Annotated in this window: 23 protein-coding genes and 1 riboswitch; of the genes, 10 read left to right on the forward strand and 13 right to left on the reverse strand. The window is 71.8% G+C overall.

Annotated features, from left to right (window positions below):
• Positions 1-233 precede the first annotated feature (233 nt).
• Positions 234-848 (forward strand): DUF4126 domain-containing protein, encoded by a 615-nt coding sequence (locus tag AB0D59_RS21605; protein ID WP_362567547.1) that lies wholly within the window; start codon positions 234-236, stop codon positions 846-848.
• A 47-nt stretch (positions 849-895) separates the two neighbouring features.
• The gene (locus AB0D59_RS21610; RefSeq protein ID WP_362567550.1) at positions 896-2410 is read left to right on the forward strand and encodes an NAD(P)/FAD-dependent oxidoreductase; all 1515 of its coding nucleotides are present in this window, start codon (positions 896-898) and stop codon (positions 2408-2410) included.
• Positions 2411-2441: 31 nt separating this feature from the next.
• On the opposite strand, the gene AB0D59_RS21615 is transcribed toward AB0D59_RS21610, so the two are convergent.
• The 5 genes from AB0D59_RS21615 to AB0D59_RS21635 form a co-directional block, all read right to left on the reverse strand.
• Positions 2442-3431 carry a hypothetical protein gene (locus AB0D59_RS21615; RefSeq protein WP_362567553.1) on the reverse strand — a complete coding sequence of 330 codons (990 nt, stop codon included), beginning with the start codon at positions 3429-3431 and terminating at the stop codon, positions 2442-2444.
• 56 nt (positions 3432-3487) lie between these two features.
• Positions 3488-4411 carry a methylenetetrahydrofolate reductase [NAD(P)H] gene (gene metF, locus AB0D59_RS21620; protein WP_362567556.1) on the reverse strand — a complete coding sequence of 308 codons (924 nt, stop codon included), beginning with the start codon at positions 4409-4411 and terminating at the stop codon, positions 3488-3490.
• Positions 4412-4557: 146 nt separating this feature from the next.
• Positions 4558-5205: a thiamine phosphate synthase gene (gene thiE / locus AB0D59_RS21625; RefSeq protein WP_362567559.1), complete on the reverse strand. Its 648-nt coding sequence runs from the start codon at positions 5203-5205 to the stop codon at positions 4558-4560.
• Between the two features lie 34 nt (positions 5206-5239).
• Positions 5240-5605, reverse strand: coding sequence for an Rv2175c family DNA-binding protein (locus tag AB0D59_RS21630; RefSeq protein ID WP_362567562.1), 366 nt, complete (start codon positions 5603-5605; stop codon positions 5240-5242).
• Between the two features lie 131 nt (positions 5606-5736).
• Positions 5737-6975, reverse strand: coding sequence for an FAD-dependent oxidoreductase (locus AB0D59_RS21635; protein WP_362567565.1), 1239 nt, complete (start codon positions 6973-6975; stop codon positions 5737-5739).
• 129 nt (positions 6976-7104) lie between these two features.
• Positions 7105-7216, forward strand: a riboswitch (TPP riboswitch).
• Here AB0D59_RS21635 and thiO point away from each other — a divergent pair.
• From thiO to AB0D59_RS21660, 5 genes are all read left to right on the forward strand, one after another.
• Positions 7214-8383, forward strand: coding sequence for a glycine oxidase ThiO (gene thiO, locus AB0D59_RS21640; RefSeq protein ID WP_362567568.1), 1170 nt, complete (start codon positions 7214-7216; stop codon positions 8381-8383). Its footprint overlaps the riboswitch before it by 3 nt.
• On the forward strand, positions 8380-8580 hold the full coding sequence (thiS, locus tag AB0D59_RS21645; RefSeq protein WP_351732427.1) for a sulfur carrier protein ThiS: 201 nt from the start codon (positions 8380-8382) through the stop codon (positions 8578-8580). Before thiO ends, thiS begins: the two co-directional genes overlap by 4 nt.
• Positions 8581-8583: 3 nt before the next feature.
• A complete protein-coding gene (locus tag AB0D59_RS21650; RefSeq protein WP_362567571.1) occupies positions 8584-9378 on the forward strand; it encodes a thiazole synthase in 795 nt (264 codons plus the stop codon).
• 120 nt (positions 9379-9498) lie between these two features.
• Positions 9499-11457, forward strand: coding sequence for a Stk1 family PASTA domain-containing Ser/Thr kinase (gene pknB, locus AB0D59_RS21655; protein ID WP_362567574.1), 1959 nt, complete (start codon positions 9499-9501; stop codon positions 11455-11457).
• 34 nt (positions 11458-11491) lie between these two features.
• Positions 11492-12394: a deoxyribonuclease IV gene (locus AB0D59_RS21660; protein WP_362567577.1), complete on the forward strand. Its 903-nt coding sequence runs from the start codon at positions 11492-11494 to the stop codon at positions 12392-12394.
• Between the two features lie 11 nt (positions 12395-12405).
• Here AB0D59_RS21660 and AB0D59_RS21665 read toward each other — a convergent pair whose 3' ends face one another.
• The 5 genes from AB0D59_RS21665 to AB0D59_RS21685 all read right to left on the reverse strand — a co-directional run bounded on the left by AB0D59_RS21665 (position 12406) and on the right by AB0D59_RS21685 (position 17835).
• Positions 12406-12903, reverse strand: coding sequence for a Pycsar system effector family protein (locus AB0D59_RS21665; protein ID WP_362567580.1), 498 nt, complete (start codon positions 12901-12903; stop codon positions 12406-12408).
• Positions 12900-13988, reverse strand: coding sequence for a hypothetical protein (locus tag AB0D59_RS21670; RefSeq protein ID WP_362567583.1), 1089 nt, complete (start codon positions 13986-13988; stop codon positions 12900-12902). The genes AB0D59_RS21665 and AB0D59_RS21670 overlap by 4 nt, the downstream gene beginning before the upstream one ends.
• Complete coding sequence (locus tag AB0D59_RS21675; protein WP_362567586.1) at positions 13985-16192, reverse strand: hypothetical protein; 2208 nt, start codon at positions 16190-16192, stop codon at positions 13985-13987. The genes AB0D59_RS21670 and AB0D59_RS21675 overlap by 4 nt, the downstream gene beginning before the upstream one ends.
• Complete coding sequence (locus AB0D59_RS21680; protein ID WP_362567588.1) at positions 16189-17025, reverse strand: hypothetical protein; 837 nt, start codon at positions 17023-17025, stop codon at positions 16189-16191. The genes AB0D59_RS21675 and AB0D59_RS21680 overlap by 4 nt, the downstream gene beginning before the upstream one ends.
• A gap of 111 nt (positions 17026-17136) precedes the next feature.
• A complete protein-coding gene (locus AB0D59_RS21685) occupies positions 17137-17835 on the reverse strand; it encodes a Crp/Fnr family transcriptional regulator (protein WP_362567591.1) in 699 nt (232 codons plus the stop codon).
• Between the two features lie 357 nt (positions 17836-18192).
• Here AB0D59_RS21685 and AB0D59_RS21690 point away from each other — a divergent pair, with 357 nt between their 5' ends.
• A complete protein-coding gene (locus AB0D59_RS21690) occupies positions 18193-18615 on the forward strand; it encodes a DUF4396 domain-containing protein (protein ID WP_362567878.1) in 423 nt (140 codons plus the stop codon).
• Between the two features lie 18 nt (positions 18616-18633).
• On the opposite strand, the gene AB0D59_RS21695 is transcribed toward AB0D59_RS21690, so the two are convergent.
• Complete coding sequence (locus AB0D59_RS21695) at positions 18634-19266, reverse strand: sulfite oxidase-like oxidoreductase (protein ID WP_362567594.1); 633 nt, start codon at positions 19264-19266, stop codon at positions 18634-18636.
• 184 nt (positions 19267-19450) lie between these two features.
• On the opposite strand from AB0D59_RS21695, the gene bfr reads away from it, so the two are divergent.
• Entirely contained in the window at positions 19451-19933 is a 483-nt protein-coding gene (gene bfr / locus AB0D59_RS21700; protein WP_362567597.1) for a bacterioferritin, read from the forward strand.
• 16 nt (positions 19934-19949) lie between these two features.
• On the opposite strand, the gene AB0D59_RS21705 is transcribed toward bfr, so the two are convergent.
• Both AB0D59_RS21705 and AB0D59_RS21710 read right to left on the reverse strand, forming a co-directional pair.
• Positions 19950-20201, reverse strand: coding sequence for a (2Fe-2S)-binding protein (locus AB0D59_RS21705; protein ID WP_362567599.1), 252 nt, complete (start codon positions 20199-20201; stop codon positions 19950-19952).
• Positions 20202-20360: 159 nt separating this feature from the next.
• A complete protein-coding gene (locus AB0D59_RS21710) occupies positions 20361-21713 on the reverse strand; it encodes a class II 3-deoxy-7-phosphoheptulonate synthase (RefSeq protein WP_362567602.1) in 1353 nt (450 codons plus the stop codon).
• A 105-nt stretch (positions 21714-21818) separates the two neighbouring features.
• Between AB0D59_RS21710 and AB0D59_RS21715 the strand changes: the two genes are divergently transcribed.
• Positions 21819-21875 carry a trp operon leader peptide gene (locus AB0D59_RS21715; RefSeq protein WP_351876482.1) on the forward strand — a complete coding sequence of 19 codons (57 nt, stop codon included), beginning with the start codon at positions 21819-21821 and terminating at the stop codon, positions 21873-21875.
• Positions 21876-21923: the final 48 nt, after the last annotated feature.

Below are 21923 nucleotides of genomic sequence, written 5' to 3' on the forward strand. Positions count from 1 at the left end.
GTCTCGCTTCCGCCGACGGATCGGCGGAAGGAGCGGGCAAGGGCGCCGGCGCTGTTCCGCCGCCCCGTGTCGGCGGTACCGGACCGGGCGCCCCTTTCCGTGTCTCCACTCTCTCGTTCACGCAGGTCGCGGCCCATCCGCGCGTGTACTCAACTCACTCCCTAGGTACGCGTACTCACCTCTGTGTGCTCAGGCCCAGGACGCACGGTCGCCGACTGGTTACGATCGCCTCCGTGTCGGTACTCCCCTTGGTCTTCACCAGCGGCTGGGCCAGCGGAATCAACGCGTACGCGGTGGTGCTGCTGCTCGGCTTCTTCGGCGCGACGGGCCTGAGCGACGACGTCCCCGAGACCCTGCAACGCCCCGAGGTGCTGATCATCGCGGGCGTGCTGTTCCTGTGCGAGGCGGTCGCCGACAAGATCCCGTACGTCGACTCGGTGTGGGACTCGGTGCACACGGTGGTCCGCCCGGTGGCGGGCGCCTGGGTCGGGGCGCTGCTCGCCGGGCACAGCGGCTCCCTGTCGGACGTGGCGGCCGGACTGATCGGGGGTTCGACGGCGCTGGCCAGCCACACGGTCAAGGCCGGGACCCGGATGGCGGTCAACGCCTCGCCGGAGCCGTTCAGCAACATCGTGCTGAGCTTCGCCGAGGATCTCGGCGTCGGCGCGATCGTGTCGTTCGCGATGTTCCACCCGCTGGCGGCGGCGATCATCGCGGCCGTGCTGCTGGCCACCGGTCTGATCGTGCTGGTGTTCCTGGTCTCCCGGATCCGCCGCTTCTGGCGCCGCCGCGCCCAGCGCCGGGAGGAACGCCGGGTAGCCGCCCAGGTGGGCAGGCCACCGGACTGACGGGCCACCGAGCCGGACTGTCGGTGGCGCTCGATAAAGTCGCGGGCATGGGACGGATTGCGGTGATCGGCGCCGGGATGGGCGCCATGGCGGCGGCCGCCCGGCTGGCCGTCGCGGGCCACCGGGTGACGGTGTACGAGCGTACGGAGACGTACGGCGGCGGGGTGCGTCGGTTCGAGCGCGACGGGTTCGCCTTCGACACCGGCCCGGGCCTGCTGCCGCTGCCCGCCGTCTACCGCGACCTGTTCGTCAAGACCGGCAAGGAGCCGCTGGAGGACCTGGTCGAGCTGGTCCAGGTCGACCCGTCGGCCCGGCACGTCTTCGCGGACGGCACCGAGGTCGCGCTGCCGAACGCGTCCCGCGCGGGTGTCGTCACCGCTCTCGACGAGGCCCTCGGGGCGGGCGCCGGACAGCGCTGGGGCGACTTCCTGGTGCGGGCCCGGGAGACCTGGGACCGCACCCGGCGCCCGCTCCTGGAGGAGCCGCTGTGGCCGAACTGGCAGGTGCTGGCCGAGCGCGAGCCGTACCCGTCCGTGCCGCACAAGAAGCTGCTGCGCACCCGCCGGGCCGGCACCCTCGCCGAGATCGGCGCCTGGGAGCTGCGCGACGAGCGCCTCGCCGCCCTCCTGAACAGCCACGCGCTCGCCCACGGCCTCAACCCCCGTGACACTCCGGCGAGCGCGGCCGTGCTGCCGTACCTGGAGCACGCCTTCGGCACCTGGTATGTGCGCGGCGGCATACGGGAGTTGGCGCGGGCGGTGTACGAGCGGTGTGTGCGGCGGAGAGTCGACTTCGTGTTCGGCGCCGAGGTCACCGCGGTGCTGGTGAAGGACGGCCGGGCGGCGGGGGTGGAGCTTGCCGAGGGTAGTGTGATCGACGCGGACCATGTGGTGGCCGGAGTGGATCCGGTGCGGCTCGACGCCCTCGCGCGGCTGACGGGGTGCCGCCTGGACGCCGACGACGATGTGCGGGCCGACACGAATACGGCGCGCCCGGGCCGCTTCACCGTCCTGCTCGCCCTGCGTGGCGGGCCCGAGGCCGGTGCCGCGCACCGCACGATCGTGCACGCCCCGGACGGCGAGACCGAGCTGGACCTGCTGGCCGCGCCCGGCGGCGACCGTCCGGTGCGCCCCACCGTGACGGTGCTGCGCCCCGACGACCCGGCACTCAGACCGGACGACGACCACGAGTCCGTGGTGCTGTCGGCGGTGCTGTCGACCGATGCCGGCTGGGAGAGCGACAGCACGGCCCGGGTGTGTACGGACTTCCTCCTGGAAGCCGCCGGGGCCGCCGTCCCGGGGCTGCGGGAGCGCCTGATCTGGCACGAGACGCGGCTGCCGGAACAGGTCACGGGGACCGGGGGGTTCGGGGAGATCTCAGCTCCCGCCCTCGCCGCCGGCAAGGGCCGTTTCCTGCACCCGGCCAACGCCACCCGGCTGCCGGGCCTGTTCCGGGTCGGCGGCTGGTCACATCCCGGCGGTGGGCTGCCGCACGCCGGCATGTCGGGGGCGCTGGTGGCCGGGCTGATCGTGGAGGGACCGGAGTTCCGCGGCTCCCGGTGATGCGCGCCCCGGCGCCTCGGGAACGGCGGCTTCAGAAACGGTACTGCTCGTCGTACCCGGTGCCGTGCTGGCCTTGCTGCTGGCCCTGCCCGTCGCCCTGGTAGGGGTACGGCTGCTCCTGCGGGACTTCGCCGCCGTAGGTCTCGTCGGCGCGCTGCTGCGGGACCCAGACACCGCCCGCCGGGGTCTCGCCGTAACCGGCGTTGCCGTACTGGTCCTGGGCGTAGCCCTGCTGGTCGTACTGCTGGGTGCCGTAGGACTGGTCGTACCCGGTGCCGCCGTAGGTCTGGTTGCCGACGTACGGGTCGGAGTAGTTGGCGTACTGCTGCTGGCCGTTGGCGTCGTAGCCGTACTGCTGCTGGCCGTAGCCGGAGTAGTCGTAGGCGTAGTTCTGGTCGGTGCCCTGGGCGGCGTACGCCTGGTCCTGGCCGGCGGTCGCGTAGGCGGGGTCGCCGGTGGTGGCGTAGCCGGACCCGTTGTATATGCCGTAGGAGCCGGTGTCGTCGGGCATGGGCTCCGGCTCGTACACCGTCGTGGACTCGGCGGCGGTCGGCTCGGCAGCGTGGGCCGGGGAGAAGACGTCGTCGCGCTCGTACTCGTCGTCGCGGCCGTAGCGCGGGATGCCGCCCGTGGCGTAGGCCGCCTGCTGGTCGGCGTAGGCGGCGTCGGCCGCGTCCGGGTCGGCGGCCTCCAGGCCCGCGTCCTCGTCCGGCTCGCCGCGGCGGCGCTTGGTCAGGCCGCCCGCACCGCCCTCACCGTCCGCGCCGGGGCGCTTGACGGCCCAGCCGGCCTCGAAGCCACGGCGGAACGACAGCGTGACGTAGGTCTGGCCGACCGCGAACGCGATCGCGCCCACCCCGATGACGATCACCGACGGAATCAGGACACCGAACACGACCCCGAGGAAGCCGACGAAGGCGAGCAGCCGCCAGCGCAGCCGCGCCTTGTACTGCAGCAGTACCTCGCCCAGCAACCACAGCGCGACGATGCCGAACGCTACGTAGAGGACCGTCCAGCCCATGTACGCCCCTCTCCCAGTGACCGCTACGCAGTGTGTCGTACTCCGGTGCGGCCGGTCTAGGCCCGCGGGGGATGGTGCAGGCCCAGGTTCTCGTGGATTTCCAGCGTCGCCGTGGAGCTGTTGAGCGTGATGAAGTGCAGTCCGGGGACGCCCTCGGCCAGCAGCCGTGCGCAGAACTCCGTGGCGAACTCGATACCGATGGAGCGTACCGCCGCCGGATCGTCTTTGGCTGTGAGGATCCGCTCTTTCAGGGCGTCCGGGAAGGACGCGTTGCTGAGTTTGGGCAGCCGTTCCAGCATCTTCACACTGGTGACGGGCAGGATTTCCGGAATCACCGGGGTCTCGCAGCCGGCCGCGTCGACCCGGTCGCGAAGGCGAAGGTAGGACTCGGGCTGGAAGAACATCTGCGTGATGGCGTAGTCGGCGCCCGCGCGGCACTTGTCGACGAAGTGCCGGACGTCGGTGTCCCAGTCGCTGGAGCGCGGGTGCATCTCCGGAAAGGCGGCCACGCCCACGCAGAAGTCACCCGACTCCTTGATGAGCCGGACCAGTTCGGCCGCGTAGGTCAGGCCCCGCGGATGCGCCACCCACTCCCCCATCGGGTCGCCGGGCGGGTCGCCGCGCACCGCGAGCATGTTGCGGATCCCGGCGTCCGCGTACTGGCCGATGATGTTGCGCAGTTCGGCCATGGAGTGGTCGACCGCGGTGAGGTGGGCGACCGGGGTGAGCGTGGTGTCGGCGACGATCTGCTGGGTCTCCTTGACCGTGCCCGCGCGGGTGGAGCCGCCGGCGCCGTAGGTCACGGAGACGAAGTCGGGGGCGACCGCCTCGACCCGCCGGAGCGCGGTCCACAGGTTCCGCTCGCCCTTGGGGGTTTTCGGCGCCGAGAACTCGAACGAGTACGTGGTCTTGCCGGAGGCGAGCATGTCACGCACGGTGCGTGCGCGGTCAGTCCTGGTGGATGCGGTTCCGAGGGCCATACTCGCAGGTTAGCCAGGGGCGGACGGACACCCAACCGCACTCGGGAGATTTGCCGGGATTGTCGGCCACGCGTCCGGATACTGGACAAGTTTCCGGACGGTCCTGTCGAAGAGCCGCGCCGGCCGGAGCGGTCACGGCCGAAGAGCTATGCCGACCGCAGTCGCTTCGCGAACTCGGCCGCCGCGGCGCCCGGGTCGTCGGCCTCGGTGAGCGCGCGGACCACGACCACCCGGCGGGCGCCCGCGTCCAGCACCTGGTCGAGGTTGCCCAGGTCGACACCGCCGATGGCGAACCAGGGGCGGTCCGTGCCCAGGGCGGCGGTGTACCGCACCAGGTCGAGGCCGGGGGCGGGGCGGCCGGGCTTGGTGGGGGTGGGCCAGCAGGGGCCGGTGCAGAAGTAGTCCACACCGTCCTGGACGGCGGCCGCGGCGGCCTCGGCGTCGGTGTGCGTGGAGCGGCCGATCAGGACGTCCGGGCCGAGGATCGCGCGGGCGGCCGGGACCGGCAGGTCGCCCTGGCCGAGGTGGAGCACGTCGGCACCGGCCGCGTGGGCCACGTCGGCGCGGTCGTTGACCGCGAGCAGCTTGCCGTGCCGGGCGCAGGCGTCGGCGAACACGGCGAGGTGCTCCAGCTCCTCGCCGGCCTCCATGCCCTTGTCGCGCAGCTGCACGATGTCGACACCGCCCGCCAGGACCGCGTCCAGGAACCCGGCGAGGTCGCCCCGCTCCTTGCGGGCGTCCGTGCAGAGGTACAGACGGGCGTCGGCCAGCTGGGCGCGGGCGGTGTCGGTCATCGGTGTGTCCCCCGTTGTGTCGGTACTGGCTGCCTCAGACGGCGAGCGCCTGGGCGCGGCGCTTCACCTCCGTACCGCGATTCTCGCTCAGGGCCTGCGCGGGGGTGCCGGGCAGGCTGGCGTCGGGCGTGAACAGCCACTCCAGCATCTCTTCGTCCGTGAAGCCGTCGTCCCGCAGGAGCGTCAAGGTTCCGGACAGGCCCTTGACGACCTTGTCCCCGTCGATGAAGGCGGCGGGGACGTGCAGCGCGCGGTTCTCACCACGGCGCACGGCGATGAGCTGGCCCTCCTTGACCAGCTGCCGCACGCGCGTCACCTCGACGTCCAGCATCTCTGCGATGTCGGGGACGGTGAGCCAGGCGGGGACGAGAGCATCGGTCTTTGCGTCAATCTCGGTCACGGAAACAAGGGTAGGCGTTCCGCCGGGTGGGCCGCGATGGGTGGTGCCGGGAGCGTCGCCGTTCGGGTGCGGCGCCGTGGGGGTTGATCACGCCCACACGGCGGAGCCGCACACGTCACAGTCCCGCGCCCCTAGAGGGGCGCCGCAGTCGCGTTCTTCAAGGGGCGGGCGGGGTCGGACAGGGCCTGCGGGTCCATCTGGCGGCCCCCTTCGATCAGCCTGCGGCCCTGCGCCAGGTCTCGTGGGCGGCCTACCGCCAGCAGAGCGACCAGACGGTCCTCGCGGAGCCAGCAGACGCTCCAGGCCGGGCCCGTCGGGTCACCGCGCCAGATCATGCGGTCGGCGACGGCGTGGTGGCCGGCGTACTGCACGAAGCGGCCGAACTGCTCCGACCAGAAGTACGGCACCGGGTCGTAGACCGCGTCGGACTCGCCGAGGATGTTGGCGGCCACCGTACGCGGGCCCTGGAGGGCGTTGTCCCAGTGGTGGACCAGGAGGCGCTCGCCGTAGCGGCCGGACGGGAAGGAGGCGCAGTCGCCGACCGCGTAGACGTCCGGGACGCCGGTGCGCAGCCGGTCGTCGGCGAGCACGTCCCCGTGCGCGCCCAGGTCGATGCCGGAGCCGGCCAGCCAGGCGGTGGCGGGGCGGGCGCCGATGCCGACCACGACCGCGCCCGCGGGCACCCGTGAGCCGTCGTCGAGCAGCACCGCGCCGGGTTCGACACGCGCCACGCGCGCGTGCGTGCGCAGTTCGGCGCCGCTGTCGGTGTACCAGGCGGTCATCGGCGCGGCCACCTCGGCCGGGAGCGCTCCCGCGAGCGGGCGGTCGGCGGCCTCCACGACCGTGACCGCGCAGCCTGCCTCGCGGGCCGCGGTGGTGAACTCGGCGCCGATCCAGCCCGCGCCGACCACCACGATGTCGTGCTGCCGGGCGAGCACGGGCCGCAGCCGCTCGGCGTCGTCCAGGGTGCGCAGCAGATGGACGCCGGGGACGCCCTCGGTGCCGGGCAGCGAGATCGGCTCGGCACCGGTGGCGAGCACCAGGACGTCGTAGGGCACCGGTCCGGCCTCGGTGTCCAGCTCACGGTCGGCGGGGCGCACGCCGAGGGCGTCGCGGCCCAGCGCCAGCTCGATGCCGAGCGCCTCGAAGTCGACCTCGAAGGCGGAGCCCTCCGCCTTGCCGAGCAGCACCGCCTTGGAGAGCGGCGGCCGGTCGTACGGCTGATGCGGCTCCGCGCCGATCAGGGTGACGGTCCCGGTGAACCCCTGCTCACGCAGGGCCACCGCGGTCTGCACGCCGGCCATGCCCGCGCCCACGACGACCACGCGTCGCGACTGTGACGTGCTCCGTAGCTGCGTCTGCTCGCTCACCTGATCACCATAGACAAGAACGATAGACAACTGACAAAGAGTCAGTCAGGGGGCGTGCTGGGTGACCTGTTCCACACCGCCGGCGCAGGCCGTCTTACAAGGGCGGAGCCCCGCGGTCTAGGGTGGCCGGTGAGCACACGCGGGAGCCCGGACGCACCGGGCTGAGAGGGAGGCTGGCGGCCTCCGACCGTACGAACCTGATCCGGGTCATGCCGGCGAAGGGAGGGGCTGGACGCCCATGTCCGCACATACGTCCGACGTCCTCGTCATCGGGGGCGGAATCATCGGCCTGGTCACGGCCTGGCGGTCCGCGCAGCGCGGGCTCGCCACCGCCGTGATCGACCCCGAGCCCGGCGGCGGGGCCGCGCAGGTCGCGGCGGGGATGCTGGCCGCGGTCACCGAACTGCACTACGGCGAGCAGACCCTGCTGGGGCTCAACCTGGCCTCCGCCCGCCGCTATCCCGACTTCGCCGCCGAGCTCACCGAGCTGACCGGCCACGACCTCGGCTACCGGCGCTGCGGCACGCTCGCCGTCGCCCTGGACGCCGACGACCGCGCGCACCTGCGCGAGCTGCACGTCCTCCAGCGGCAGTCGGGGCTGGACTCCGAGTGGCTGTCCGGGCGGGACTGCCGGCGCCTGGAGCCGATGCTCGCGCCGGGCGTGCGGGGCGGCCTGCGGGTCGACGGCGACCACCAGATCGACCCGCGCCGGCTGGCGGCCGCCCTGGTGGCCGCGTGCGAGCGGGCCGGGGTGGTCTTTCACCGCGACTGGGCCGAGCGCCTGGAGGTGGTACGGGAGCGGGCCGCCGGTGTCGTCACGCGCGCGGGTGCGGCGTTGGGCGCCGGCCAGGTGGTGCTCGCCGGCGGAAGCCTGAGCGGACGGCTCGCGGGCGTGCCCGACGACGTGCTGCCGCCGGTGCGGCCGGTGAAGGGACAGGTGCTGCGGCTGACCGTGCCCGCGCGGTACGCGCCGTTCCTCAGCCGGACCGTACGGGCCGTGGTGCGCGGCGGCCATCTCTACCTGGTGCCCCGGGAGAACGGCGAGCTGGTCGTCGGGGCCACGAGCGAGGAGCTGGGCTGGGACACCACGGTCACGGCGGGAGGCGTGTACGAGCTGCTGCGTGACGCGCACGAGCTGGTGCCCGGCATCACCGAGCTGCCGCTGACCGAGACCCGGGCCGGGCTGCGCCCCGGCTCCCCCGACAACGCGCCACTGCTCGGGCCGACCCGCCTGGACGGGCTGCTGCTGGCCACCGGCCACCACCGCAACGGGGTGCTGCTCACGCCGGTCACGGGAGACGTGATGGCGGAGCTGCTGACCGGCGGTGAGCTGCCGGAAGAGGCCCGTCCGTTCACGCCGAAGCGTTTCGGCCCCGTCCCCGGCGCACTCCTGGAGCAGACCGCATGAACATCTCCGTCAACGGGGAGCGCCGGGAGATCACCCCGGGCACCGCTCTCGACACGCTGGTGAAGTCCCTCACGGCCGCGCCGTCCGGGGTGGCCGCGGCGGTCAACGAGACCGTCGTACCGCGCGGGGAGTGGCCCGGTACGGCGCTCGCCGAGGGGGACCGTGTGGAAGTCCTGACCGCCGTACAGGGAGGCTGAGCCATGGCCGACGATGCGTTGGTACTCGGGGGTACGGCCTTCTCGTCCCGGTTGATCATGGGGACCGGGGGTGCGCCCAGCCTCGAGGTGCTGGAGCGGGCGCTGGTCGCGTCCGGGACCGAGCTGACGACGGTCGCGATGCGCCGGGTGGATCCGGGGGTACGGGGCTCCGTCCTGTCGGTCCTCGAACGGCTGGGGATCCGGGTGCTGCCGAACACGGCGGGGTGCTTCACCGCCGGGGAGGCCGTGCTGACGGCCCGGCTGGCCCGGGAGGCGCTGGGCACCTCACTGGTCAAGCTGGAGGTCATCGCCGACGAGCGGACCTTGCTCCCCGACCCGATCGAGCTCCTTGACGCGGCGGAGACGCTGGTCGACGACGGGTTCACGGTGCTGCCGTACACCAACGACGATCCTGTGCTGGCCCGGAAGCTGGAGGACGTGGGGTGCGCGGCGGTGATGCCGCTCGGGTCGCCCATCGGATCCGGGCTCGGGATCCGCAACCCGCACAACTTCCGGCTGATCGTCGAGCACGCGCGCGTGCCGGTGATTCTGGACGCGGGGGCCGGTACGGCGTCCGATGCGGCGCTGGCGATGGAGCTGGGGTGCGCGGGGGTGATGCTGGCGTCCGCCGTGACGCGAGCGCAGGATCCCGAGCGGATGGCGTCCGCCATGCGGGCCGGGGTGGAGGCGGGACGGCTGGCCCGACTGGCCGGCCGGATCCCCTTCCGGCACTTCGCCGAGCCGTCGTCCCCCGCTGAGGGCCTGGCCGCCCTGGACCCCGAGCGCCCCGCCTTCTGACCGCCGGCCCGGTCGTCCGGGGCGCACGGAGGGGCGCGTTGCGTCACAGATGCGCTGCAAGTCGGCGGGGAAATCTGTCTCACCTGTGGGGGTTTCAGCCGGGGCTCGTACACTCTCGGGGTGGATACGACGCTTCAGGACCCCCTCGTCGGGCAGGTGCTCGACGGCCGTTATCGCGTCGACGCGCGGATCGCCGTCGGCGGGATGGCCACGGTCTACCGGGCCCTGGACGTCCGGCTGGACCGGGTGCTCGCGCTGAAAGTGATGCATCCGGCACTCGCCGCCGACGGGGCCTTCGTCGAGAGATTCATCCGGGAGGCCAAGTCGGTCGCCCGGCTGGCACACCCCAACGTCGTCCAGGTCTTCGACCAGGGGACCGACGGACCGTACGTGTATCTCGCGATGGAGTACGTCGCCGGCTGCACCCTCCGTGACGTGCTGCGCGAGCGCGGCGCGCTGCAGCCGCGGGCCGCACTGGACATCCTGGAGCCCGTGCTGGCCGCACTGGGCGCCGCGCACCGCGCCGGGTTCGTGCACCGGGACATGAAGCCCGAGAACGTGTTGATAGGGGACGACGGGCGGGTCAAGGTCGCCGACTTCGGGCTCGTGCGATCCGTGGGCAGCGTCACCAACACGACCGGCGCCGTCCTGGGGACCGTGGCGTACCTCGCGCCCGAGCAGGTCGAGAGCGGGGCCGCCGATCCCCGCGTCGACGTGTACGCGTGCGGTGTCGTGCTCTACGAGATGCTCACCGGGGAGAAGCCGCACGACTCGGACTCGCCCGCGGTGATCCTCTACAAGCATCTCCACGAGGACGTGCCGCCGCCGTCCGCCGTCGTGCCCGGGCTGGCCCACGAGCTGGACGAGCTGGTCGCCCACGGCACCGCCCGCAATCCCGAGGCCCGGCCCTACGACGCCGTCGCGCTGCTGGCCCTGGTGCGGCAGGCGCGGGCCACTCTCCGGGACGAGCAGCTGGACGCCGTACCGCCGCAGGCGCTCGCCGAGGCACATGACATAGCCGAGGACCGGACGAGCGTCATCCCGCGGTCGCTGACCTCCCCCACGCTCGGCTTCGCTCGCGCGGGGGGACCCCCATCCCGGCCGCTGCCCGTCAACGAACAGGACGACCGGGTCCTGATGACCAGCCGGTTCGAGGCGCCGCCGGTGCCGGAACGGCGGCACGGGGCCCGCCGGTCCCGGCGCGGACTGGTCACGCTCGTCGTCGCCGTCCTGGTCCTCTTCGGCGCCGGCACCGGGATCTGGTACATCAACTCCGGGCAGTTCACCAAGGTCCCGCCGCTGCTGTCGAAGACCGAGGCACAGGCCACCGCGCGACTCAAGGAGGCCGGGCTCGACATCAAGAAGGTCGAGCACGCCTACAGCGACACGGTCAAGCGGGGCACGGTGATCAGCACCGACCCGGCGGCCGGCCAGCGCATCCGCAGCAACGACTCGGTGACGCTCACCATCTCGGACGGCCCTGAGACGGTGAACGTGCCGGACGTGCAGGGGCGGACGCAGGCGAGGGCCAGGGCGCTGCTGAAGGCAGCCGGGCTCGAACCGGGCATGGTGACACGGGAGTTCAGCGACAGCGTGCCCAAGGGGTCGGTCATCTCCACCGATCCGGGCGCCGGGAGCAAGCGGCACGCGGGGACGGCGATCGCGCTCGTCGTCAGCAAGGGTTCGCCGGTGGACGTCCCGGATGTCACCGGTGACGACCTGGACGACGCCCGGCAGGAGCTTCAAGAGGCGGGGCTGAAGGTGACCGTGTCGGCCACCGAGGTCACCTCCGAGTACGACCAGGGGCAGGTCGCCCGGCAGACCCCGGCGGGCGACGCGCAGGCCGCCGAGGGCGACACGGTGACACTGACGCTGTCCAAGGGCCCGGAGATGGTCGAGGTGCCGAGCGTGGTCGGGGCCACGGTCGACGACGCGACCAAGCTCCTGGAGCAGTCCGGCTTCCAGGTCAAGGAGGACCGCGGGCTGCTCGGCCTGTTCGGCAACACCGTGAAGAAGCAGTCGGTGGACGCCGGGGAGCAGGCGCCCAAGGGGTCGACGATCACGATCACCATCCGGTGACCGGGGCCGGCCCGCGGCGTGACACCCTTGACGGGTGAAGAGCCACCCGTCCCGTCCCTCCGGCACCCCGCGGTCCGGTCCCTCGCGCAACCCCGTCGGCGGTCATGTCCCGGTGGCCGGCGGTCTGCACTCCGTGGGGCTGTCGTACGCCCGTGAGCTGAAGGCCGAGACCGTACAGGTCTTCGTCGCCAACCCGCGCGGCTGGGCCACCCCGGCGGGCAGTCCCCAGCAGGACGAGGCGTTCCGCGCGGCCTGTGCGGAGGGGTCGGTCCCGGCGTACGTGCACGCCCCCTACCTGATCAACTTCGGCTCGCACACCGAGGCGACCGTGGAGAGGTCGGTGGAGTCACTGCGGCACTCGCTGCGGCGCGGGCGGGAGATCGGGGCGCTCGGGGTGGTCGTGCACACCGGGAGCGCGACCGGCGGCCGGCACCGGGAGGTGGCGCTGAAGCAGGTACGGATGCATCTGCTGCCGCTGCTGGACGAGCTGACCCATGACGACGACCCGTTCCTGCTCCTGGAGTCCACCGCCGGGCAGGGCGCCTCGCTCTGCTCGCGGACCTGGGACTTCGGCCCGTACTTCGAGGCGCTGGACGCCCATCCGAAGCTCGGCGTCTGTCTGGACACCTGTCATATCTTCGCCGCCGGGCACGACCTGACCGGGCCGAACGGAATGCACCAGACGCTGGACCTGCTGGTGGACACCGTCGGCGAGGGGCGGCTGAAGCTGATCCACGCCAACGACTCCAAGGACGTCGTCGGCGCGCACAAGGACCGGCACGAGAACATCGGCGCCGGGCACATCGGCGAGGATCCCTTCCGTGCGCTGATGACCCACCCGGCGACCGCGGGCGTACCCCTGGTCATCGAGACGCCCGGCGGCAAGGAGGGGCACGCGGCGGACGTCGAGCGCCTCAAGCGGCTGCGCGACGGCTGACCGCGCCTGGGTCAGCCGACCGCCAGCGGCACCGCCGCCAGCAGCAGCCCCGCCCCGAGCAGCGCCATCGACCGGCGCAGCCAGCGGTACTTCGCCGAGAGGATGGCGCTGACGTCCTGGAACTGGGTGAGCAGCCAGCCCACCCGGTCCGCGCCGGCCTCGGCGGCGGCGCGGCGCAGCGCCTCCCGGTCGGTGGCGGTGAGCGCGTCGGCGTAGAAGGTCGGGCCCGGTGCCGAGCGGAACGTACGGGTCCGGGGCACGATCACCGCGAGCAGCAGCAGGGTGCCCCCCGCCCACAGTGCCGCGCCCACCGCGAGGAACACCACGGCGGGCCCGGAGACGCCGGACGGCAGCCCGCGCCCGAGGACCAGGGCGGGTGCCGCCACGGCCCCGGACAGCAGGACGGACGCCTTCACGTCCGCCCTGCCCAGGTCCTCGCGCACGGTCAGCAGCAGCCGTTCGGCGACATAGTGCGCGGCGGCGTCGGGGTCGGGGTCGGCTGGGGTCATCGGCGTGCCTCGGGGCTGGAGTCGTCCTCCACCCCCGTGCCCTCTCCGGGGATGGTGTCCAGCGGGGGTACCGGCGGCGCGGGCGGGACCGGCGGAGGCGCGTCGGCCGGGAGCAGCGGCGGCGCGGGCGGCATCGGCGGGATCGGCAGCGAGGTCGGGGCCTGCGGCAGGCCGTTCGGGAAGACCCCGGTGGAGACCGTGCGGCTGAAGTCGATGAGGGCCTGGACCTGGTCGTCGATCTGGTGGCGCTGCACCACTCCCTGGTTGATCAGGGTGGTCAGATAGTCCAGGGCGCCCTGGCGCTGTTCGCGGGCCTGCTGCTGGAGCACGCCGAGGATCTCGTGTGCCCGGCTCGGGTCCGAGGCGAGCATATGGGCGTACTGGACGCTCTCGCCGGCCGTGATCAGCTTCTGCGCGTCGTCCATGTTGGCGGCGATCCGCGCCTTGTTGACGTTGTCCATGGCCTCCTGGACCACGCCGCCCTTCTCCACCGCGACCATCTGCGCCTGGTAGTCGGCGGCCGCCTGGCCCAGGTCGATACGGACGAACACCTGGGTGGCGAGGCCGAGATCGGCGCCGAAGTCGCTCCACCGGCCGCTGGCCAGCTCGTCCTGGATCGCCTCGTCGACCTGCTGGGCCGAGTCCAGGCTGTAGCGGCGGCTGAGTCCGCGCAGCCGGGCCTCCAGCGAGGGCCGCAGCATGCGCTCGACGTCGACCACGCGCTTGTCGGCGGCCTGGTAGAAGTCGTGCACCTCCCAGTTGACGTCCGCGCCCGCCCGGAACCGGGAGCGGTCGCCGAAGGTGGGCAGCTCCAGCTGGAAGGAGACCTGGTGCTGGCCGCGGGCGATCCAGCACACCGAGGTGGGCTTGCCGATCAGCGGCTTGTTGAAGTGCTCGGCACCGCGGACGGTGATGATGCTGTGTCCGCCGTTCTTGTAGTAGAGCACCGAGGCGACCTGGCTGTTGCGGTGCCGGTAGGTGGTCTGTGGGGCGAACTCGCGGACGAAGGGGCCTCTGAGGTCGTGCGGAAGGACGAACTCCTCGTCCTGGGGCGGCCACGGCTGCCCCCACTGGTTGTGCGTCATGGTGTACTCGCTCCCTGGACCGCGCCCCACAGGCGGCGGACCTGCTGATCGTTCAGTGGTTGGTCGGGTTCTTCGGTCAGTTCCTTGATCAGGCCGAGCAGCCGGTTGCGGTCGTCGTGGGTGTGCACGAGGAGCGGCAGGAACCGCTCCAGCCGGTCGGCCCAGGGCTGGTCGGCCGAGTCGCGCAGCCAGTCGGAGAGGGTCTCGATCGCCGCCTCGTACGACCGTGGGGTCTGCAGCGCGGTCCACAGGAGCCCGGCGAGTTCCGCGGCGAGGGCGGGCCGGACGGCGGCCAGGGCCAGCATCAGCGGCCAGTCGCCGTAACCCTCCAGGTCCTCGTGCTGGTTCCAGAGGTCGACGACGGGGATGGCGGCGAGATAGACCGTGCTCTGCAGGCCCAGGTCCTGTTGGGTGCGGCGTTCGTCGGAGAGCCAGGCGCGGATCCGGCGCAGGGTCTGGGGGTCGGGGTGGGCTCCGGCGAAGTGGGCGACCTGGACGGCCGCGTCGGCCCGCAGTCTGCCCTCGTCCCAGACGCCGATCCCGCCGATCAGGTCGAGCGACTCGCGGACGGTGTGCGTGGCCCGGCCCCGGCCGAGCACGGCCCCGGCGGTCCAGCGCAGCTGCTCGTCGCCGTACCGGGCCCAGGAGCCGGTCAGGGCGCGGACGGCGGTGCCGACCTCCCTGGAGCGCACGGCGACGTCGAGCACGGTCGCCGCGAAGAGCCTCCGGCGGGCCCGCTCGGACTGGGCCATGGGCTGGACCAGTTCGTGCACCGTGTGCGAGAGGTCGAGGCGGCACAGCTGACCGGCCGCCACGGCGGCCCGTACCCAGACCTGGGGCCGGGTGTCCTCGCAGAGTCCGGCAAGCCAGCGCAGCACGGGTCCGCGCGCGTTGTGCCGGTGCTGCCACAGGTGGCCGAGGACGGCCGGGGCTAGGGCCTCGCCGCCGAACCTGACGGTGCGGACCGGTACTTCCTCGGTGCCGACCTCCTCGGTGCCGAGTTCGGCGACCGCGCGGGCGGAGACCAGCCGGGCGTCGACGCCGTCGCTGAACAGCGGCCGGCCGGGGGTGGCCTCCGGGTCGACGGTGACGGCCAGTTCCCAGGCGAGCACCTCGGCGGCCTCGGCGACGGCGCTGAGCGAGGCGCCCTCCAGGACGGCGACGGCGATCCGGTAGGCCGCGTCCCGCAGCCGCTCGGGAGTCTCGGAGCGGATCCCGCCGGCGAACCATTCGGCGGCCTGGCTCTCGGCGAACTTCCGGCACTCGGCGAGGAGTGCGTCGTGGGTCAGCTCGTCCCTGGTGTGCCGGGCGAGGAGCCTCGCGAAGTGCGCGGCCTCCGCCGGCCGTAACTCGTCGAGTCCGCGCGCCTCCAGGACGTCGGGGTCCAGGGCGGTCGACCGGGCCCGCTCGTACAACTCGGGTCCCGATTCCTCCAGTTCGAGGGCGAGATGGCCTTCGAGTACGGCGGTCTGGGCGGCCGGGGTGTGGACACGGTAGTAGCGGCCGCCGCGGGAGAGGACGTCACCGGGTTCGGGGGTGGCCAGCAGGACGGCGTACGCCTCCTTCCTGCCGAGCAGTTCGCAGAGCCGGTCGAGACCGGTCTCGTCCGGCAGTCCGGTGGCGCTGGGTTCCAGGGCGTAGCCGTGGCCGTCGTGGATCTGGTCGTCGTCCAGCCGGTCCAGGTCGGTGCGCGGGTCGAGCCGGGAGACCTGGCCACGGGTGAGGTCGTCGAGCAGGGACAGGGCGGTGTAGGCGCGGCCGGTGCCGGGCTGGCCGTACAACACCAGGAGGCGGCCGCCGCACAGTTGCTCGCGGTAGTCGCCGTAGTCCGCCGGTTCCTGGAAGACCCGGCGCAGCCTGCGCAGTTCGTCCTCCGGGAGCGGGCCGGCCAGCAGGCGTTCCGCGGCCTGCCGGCCGTAGAAGTTCATGGTGCCGACGGATTCGGAGCTGATGAGGGTGCCGGATCCGTGCTGGTTCACGGTGGAGCGGAAGATCCGGGAGGCGGCGGCCGCGGCGCCGGGCAGGGCCTCCTCGCCCAGCGGGTTGGCGGCGGAGCCGCCGATGACGTCGGCCTTCTCCGGCTCGGGTGCGCCGCCGGACTCGGCGCCGGGCGCCTTGTCCGGCTCGGCCTTCTGCTGCGGCTGCTGCGGCTGCGGCTGGGGTTTCGGGCCGCCCTGGGGCGGCGGGGGGTTCTGCGCGTTCACCGGTCACCGCCGCGACGGTCGGTGTTGATGGTCTCGATCCGTTCGGCGGCGAAGACGTCACCGCCGCCGTGCTGGTGGATGTTCTGGACGAAGCGGCCCTTGGTGCCCTCGGAGGCCTCGGTGCTCCTGGAGGCCTCGGTGTCCTTGGGGGCCTGCGAGCGTGGGGGCTTCTCCCCCGACGGCCCGTCCGCCGTGTCCCGCTCCTGCTCCTGCGCCTCAAGGGGCTCGTGTTCCTCGGGGGGCTCCTGCGGCTCGGGCGGCCGGGACCGGCCGGGGACCATGAACCAGGCGGTGGTGCGGCCCTCCTTGAGCTCCACGTCGTGCCGGCGGTAGTGCTGGGGGTCCACCCAGCGTCCGCCGGGCAGGATGAAGTCCTCGTGCACCCGGTCGGAGGCGGCCACCACCATGGGCGCGCCGTCCGCGGCCTTGAGGATCGCCTTCGCGACACCGCAGTCGGCCAGCCGGCAGGCGAGGTCGACGGCGCGTCCGGAACGGCCGTGCGCGTCGGCCGTGACCCGGCCGATGTGCAGGCCGACGCGGAGCCGCAGCGGTTTCCTGAGGTGCCGGTTGCTCTCCCGGAGGTTCTGGTGGAGGTGCTCCACCCATTCCCCGAGGACCCGGACGGGCGGCACGTCGGGCGCCAGTACGCCGAGGATGCCGTCGCCGCGGTCTTCCTGGTAGAGCCGCGGCGGGCGGATGCCGGCCTGTTCGAAGGCGGTACCCGTGACGTCGTAGAGTCTGCGCCGCATCTCGGGTTTCTCGGTGTCGGACAGCAGGCCCGAGCCCTGTGCGTCCACGTTGACGATGAAGCCGTACGCGGCTTCCCCCTCCATCGTTTTCTCCTCCCTGCCGTCCCGCCGGGCCACCGGCGCCTCCGGTGCGATGCTCGCGGAGCCGGCCGGTCGCCGCTGTAGCCGTTTACACAGCGCGGGACTCGATGCTTGTCAGGTCTCCGTGCCGTGTGGTTGTCCGGCGGCGAGCAGGCGGAGCGGGTCCAGGTCGGCGACGGCCAGCGTGCCGGGGCCGGTGCGGACCAGGCCTTGTTCGCGTAACAGGCGCAGGGCCTTGGCGACCGCCTCGCGGGTGGAGCCCACGGAGGCGGCCAGCTCGTGCTGGGCGAGGGGCAGCCGTATGGTCACGGCCTCGTTCTCCCGCAGGCCGGTGCGGTCGGCGAGTTCGACCAGCCGCTCGGCGAGCCGCTGGAGCACGGTCATGGAGGCCAGGGCCCGGCGCTCGTGGTCCGCGCTGCGCAGCCGCTCGGTGAGCTGGACCGTCATCAGCGCGTTGGCGTGCGGCCGGGCGGCCAGGAACCGCCGGAACCGCTCGCCGGGTATGACCAGGCCGGTGACCGGACCCAGGGTGCTCACCGAGGCGCTGCGCGGGCGGCCGTCGAGCGCCGCCATGTCGCCGACGACCTCACCGGTCCGCCTCAGGGCCAGGATCAGCCGGCCGCCGCGTTCGGTGGGCGTCCACACCGTGCACCAGCCGTTGAGCAGGACCACCGCGAACGTGGTCCGGTCGCCTTCCGCGACGACCGTGTCGTACGGCGGGTACTCGCGCCGGGTGCCGAGTCCCGCCAGTGCTTCCCGGTCCCCCGGACCGAGCCCGCCCATGAAGGTATGCCGCTCTCCGAACAGCCCCACCGTCGTCCCCCGACCGCTCGCCCCCGAACCGGACCACAAGCGGAACCCCCAAGGGCCCCTTGGATCCGTCTTTGCCCGGCGCGTCTCCCGCCAGGCAAGGATCTCAGCGTAGCGCTCTGGGCACGGAATGTGCCGTCCGTTACCGGAACGAGCCCGAACCCTTCACGGAATACCCCAGGGGGGTATATATGTTGGTGCCTCAAGAGGGATCGCACCTGACACCGGGGATCAGCCATGGACCACGATCACGCCCTGCACGAGCACCACGAACAACACGCACGGACGGAACCGCCCCACGCGCACCACGAAGCACACGGGACGCAGGGCGCACACGGCCCCGCCGGCGCCTCCTGGGCCATGGCCGTCCAGGCGACCCTGCACTGCCTCACCGGCTGTGCCATCGGCGAGGTGCTCGGCATGGTCGTAGGCACGGCCTTCGGGTGGGGGAACCTGCCCACCACACTGCTGGCGATCGTGCTGGCGTTCTTCTTCGGCTACTCGCTCACCATGCGCGGGGTACTGAAGGCGGGCGTCGACCTGCGCACCGCGCTGCGGGTGGCACTGGCGGCGGACACCCTCTCGATCGCCGTGATGGAGCTGATCGACAACGGCACGATCCTGGTCTGGCCGGCCGCGATGGACGCCCAGCTGGGCGACGCGCTGTTCTGGATCTCACTGGCCGTCTCGCTGGCGATCGCGTTCGTGGTGACGACCCCGGTCAACAAGTGGACGATCGGCCGGGGCAAGGGCCACGCGGTGGTGCACCAGTACCACCACTGAGAGCTCAGAACTGAGAGCTCAGAGTTCCGGACCGTCCCCCGGTCCCTCCTGGTAGGAGTAGCGCTGCTCCTTCCAGGGGTCGCCGAGGTTGTGGTAGCCGCGCTCCTCCCAGAAGCCGCGGCGGTCGGCGGTCATGTACTCGATGCCGCGGACCCACTTGGGGCCCTTCCAGGCGTACAGCTGGGGGACAACCAGGCGCACCGGGAAGCCGTGCTCGGCGGTGAGGAGTTCGCCGTCCTTGTGGGTGGCGAAGATCGTACGGTCGGTGGCGAAGTCCGTGAGGCGCAGGTTGGAGCTGAAGCCGTACTCCGCCCACACCATCACATGGGTGACATCGGGGGCGGGCGGCGCGAGCTCCAGGAGGGTCCACGCCGGGATCCCGCCCCACTCGGCACCCAGCATGCTGAACTTCGTCACGCAGTGCAGATCGGCGACCACGGTGGCGTAGGGCAGGGCCGTGAACTGCTCGTGGTTCCAGGTGAACGGGCCCGCGTCGGCGGTGGCGCCGAAGACCCTGAACTCCCAGCGCTCGGGGCGGAACTTGGGCACGGGGCCGTAGTGGGTGACCGGCCAGCCGCGCTGCAGTCGCTGCCCCGGTGGAAGCCCGGACTCCGCGGCTTCTCTCGACGCGCGCTCCACCGGATGACCCATGCCTTCCATCCTGACAGACCGCGAGCGGTGCACCTGACCAGGCAGACACCTCAAAGATCAGCAAATCGGTCAACTGGCACCAAGCATGCACTTACTTACTAAGTACGCACTTACTGGACGATCTTCTATGCCGGTGCAATCATGCGCCGCAAACACCCCAGTCCATGCGGAAGGAGCCTCTGCGATGCAGGGCGACCCCGAGGTCATCGAATTCCTCAACGAGCAGCTCACCGGTGAGCTCACCGCGATCAACCAGTACTTCCTGCACGCGAAGATGCAGGAGAACTTCGGCTGGTACAAGCTCGCCAAGTACACCCGGCACGAGTCGTTCGACGAGATGAAGCACGCCGAGGTGCTCACCGACCGGATTCTGTTCCTGGAGGGGCTGCCCAACTACCAGCGACTCTTCCACGTGCGGGTGGGGCAGACCGTCAAGGAGATGTTCGAGGCGGACAAGCAGGTCGAGGTGGAGGCCATCGACCGCCTCAAGCGCGGGATCAAGGTGATGCGCGAGAAGGGCGACATCACGTCCGCGAACATCTTCGAGAGCATCCTGGAGGACGAGGAGCACCACATCGACTACCTCGACACCCAGCTGGACCTGGTGGAGAAGCTCGGCGAGGCGCTCTACATCTCGCAGATCATCGAGCAGCCCGAGAGCAGCTGAGCCGCGACAGCCGGCTCTAGGCCGCCTCGTCCAGCCTGTCGAACCCGTCCGGCGCGTCGACCTCGGCGAGCACCGGGCGGCCCTGGTCGGCCAGCTCACGGCGGGGGCAGGCGCCCCGGCCGAGGATCGCCTGGATCCGGCGGACACACGAACCGCAGTCCGTGCCCGCCTTGCAGGCGGACGCTATCTGGCGGGGGGTGCAGGCACCGTCCTCCGCGTGCTGCTTGACCTGCGCTTCGGTCACCCCGAAACAGCTGCAGACGTACACGCGGATTCACCTCCCGCCGGGATCGATCAGTGGTGCCGTCCCGATTAATCGGTGAGGCAAACCTAACCTTACCCATCACGCGCGTGCCGCAAAAGTAGAGGGGGCGCGGATCGTATGTGATCCACGCCCCACTTCACTCGGACGTAACAGCCGAACCCGTCACTGGTCCCGGTACATCTCCGCGACCAGGAATGCCAGGTCGAGGGACTGGCTGCGGTTCAGGCGCGGGTCGCAGGCCGTCTCGTAGCGCTGGTGCAGGTCGTCGACGAAGATCTCGTCGCCGCCGCCCACGCACTCGGTGACATCGTCACCGGTGAGCTCGACATGGATGCCGCCCGGGTGGGTGCCGAGGGTCTTGTGGACCTCGAAGAAGCCCTTGACCTCGTCGAGCACGTCGTCGAAGCGGCGGGTCTTGTGACCCGAGGCCGCCTCGAAGGTGTTGCCGTGCATCGGGTCGGTCACCCAGGCGACGGTGGCGCCCGAGGCGGTGACCTTCTCGACCAGCTCGGGGAGCTTGTCGCGGACCTTGTCCGCGCCCATCCGGACGACGAAGGTCAGCCGGCCCGGCTCGCGGTCCGGGTCGAGGCGGTCGATGTACCTCAGCGCCTCCTCGGCCGTCGTCGTCGGGCCGAGCTTGAGACCGATCGGGTTGCGGATCTTCGAGGCGAACTCGATGTGCGCCCCGTCCAGCTGCCGGGTGCGCTCACCGATCCAGACCATGTGCGCCGAGACGTCGTACAGCTTGCCGGTGCGGGAGTCGACCCTGGTCAGGGCGGACTCGTAGTCCAGCAGCAGCGCCTCGTGCGAGGAGAAGAACTCGACCGTCTTGAACTCCTCGGGCTCCGCGCCGCAGGCCCGCATGAAGTTCAGCGCGTTGTCGATCTCGCGGGCGAGCTGCTCGTAGCGCTGGCCGGACGGGGAGGACTTCACGAAGTCCTGGTTCCAGGCGTGCACCTGGCGCAGGTCCGCGTAACCGCCGGTGGTGAAGGCACGCACCAGGTTCAGCGTGGAGGCGGAGGCGTTGTACATCCGCTTCAGCCGCTCGGGGTCCGGGATGCGGGCCTTCTCATCGAAGTCGAAGCCGTTGACCGAGTCGCCGCGGTACGTCGGCAGGGTCACGCCGTCGCGGGTCTCGGTGCCCTTGGAGCGCGGCTTGCTGTACTGGCCGGCGATCCGCCCCACCTTCACCACGGGCACCGACGCGGCGTACGTCAGTACGGCACCCATCTGGAGGAGGGTCTTGAGCTTGTTGCGGATCTGGTCGGCCGACACCGCGTCGAAGGCCTCGGCACAGTCGCCGCCCTGGAGGAGGAACGCCTCTCCCTTGGCGACGGCCGCCATCCGGGCGCGCAGCTGGTCGCACTCGCCCGCGAAGACGAGCGGCGGATACGACTCCAGCTCCGCGACGGCTGCGCGCAGAGCCTCGGGGTCGGGGTACTCGGGCTGCTGCGCCGCGGGCAGGTCTCGCCAGGTGTTGCCGGCGCTCGGGCCGGTCTTAGCGTTCACTGTCACCCCGTAAACATTACGGGGTCGTGTCGACTGTTTTTTCCCTGGCTCGACTGGTGAGACGGGGTGATTGTCCTGTGGACGGAGGGCAGGGTGCGGTACGGTATGCGCATGTTCGCGCTTTCGAACCAGAACTGGTGGTGGACCGCTTCTTCGGCGGCCCACTGACTGCGCGTACGCAAGACTTCGCGAAGGCCGCCCGAGGGGCGGCCTTCG

The organism is Streptomyces sp. NPDC048417 (assembly GCF_040651615.1).
In the GTDB taxonomy this organism is placed as follows: Bacteria; Actinomycetota; Actinomycetes; order Streptomycetales; family Streptomycetaceae; genus Streptomyces.

Excerpts from the sequence above, each read along its gene's own strand:
- AB0D59_RS21610 (WP_362567550.1), top strand. The coding sequence starts at position 896 with ATGGGACGGATTGCGGTGATCGGCGCCGGGATGGGCGCCATGGCGGCG.
- AB0D59_RS21615 (WP_362567553.1), bottom strand. The coding sequence starts at position 3,431 with ATGGGCTGGACGGTCCTCTACGTAGCGTTCGGCATCGTCGCGCTGTGG.
- metF (WP_362567556.1), bottom strand. The coding sequence starts at position 4,411 with ATGGCCCTCGGAACCGCATCCACCAGGACTGACCGCGCACGCACCGTG.
- thiE (WP_362567559.1), bottom strand. The coding sequence starts at position 5,205 with ATGACCGACACCGCCCGCGCCCAGCTGGCCGACGCCCGTCTGTACCTC.
- thiO (WP_362567568.1), top strand. The coding sequence starts at position 7,214 with ATGTCCGCACATACGTCCGACGTCCTCGTCATCGGGGGCGGAATCATC.
- thiS (WP_351732427.1), top strand. The coding sequence starts at position 8,380 with ATGAACATCTCCGTCAACGGGGAGCGCCGGGAGATCACCCCGGGCACC.
- AB0D59_RS21650 (WP_362567571.1), top strand. The coding sequence starts at position 8,584 with ATGGCCGACGATGCGTTGGTACTCGGGGGTACGGCCTTCTCGTCCCGG.
- AB0D59_RS21665 (WP_362567580.1), bottom strand. The coding sequence starts at position 12,903 with ATGACCCCAGCCGACCCCGACCCCGACGCCGCCGCGCACTATGTCGCC.
- AB0D59_RS21670 (WP_362567583.1), bottom strand. The coding sequence starts at position 13,988 with ATGACGCACAACCAGTGGGGGCAGCCGTGGCCGCCCCAGGACGAGGAG.
- AB0D59_RS21680 (WP_362567588.1), bottom strand. The coding sequence starts at position 17,025 with ATGGAGGGGGAAGCCGCGTACGGCTTCATCGTCAACGTGGACGCACAG.
- AB0D59_RS21690 (WP_362567878.1), top strand. The coding sequence starts at position 18,193 with ATGGCCGTCCAGGCGACCCTGCACTGCCTCACCGGCTGTGCCATCGGC.
- AB0D59_RS21695 (WP_362567594.1), bottom strand. The coding sequence starts at position 19,266 with ATGGGTCATCCGGTGGAGCGCGCGTCGAGAGAAGCCGCGGAGTCCGGG.
- bfr (WP_362567597.1), top strand. The coding sequence starts at position 19,451 with ATGCAGGGCGACCCCGAGGTCATCGAATTCCTCAACGAGCAGCTCACC.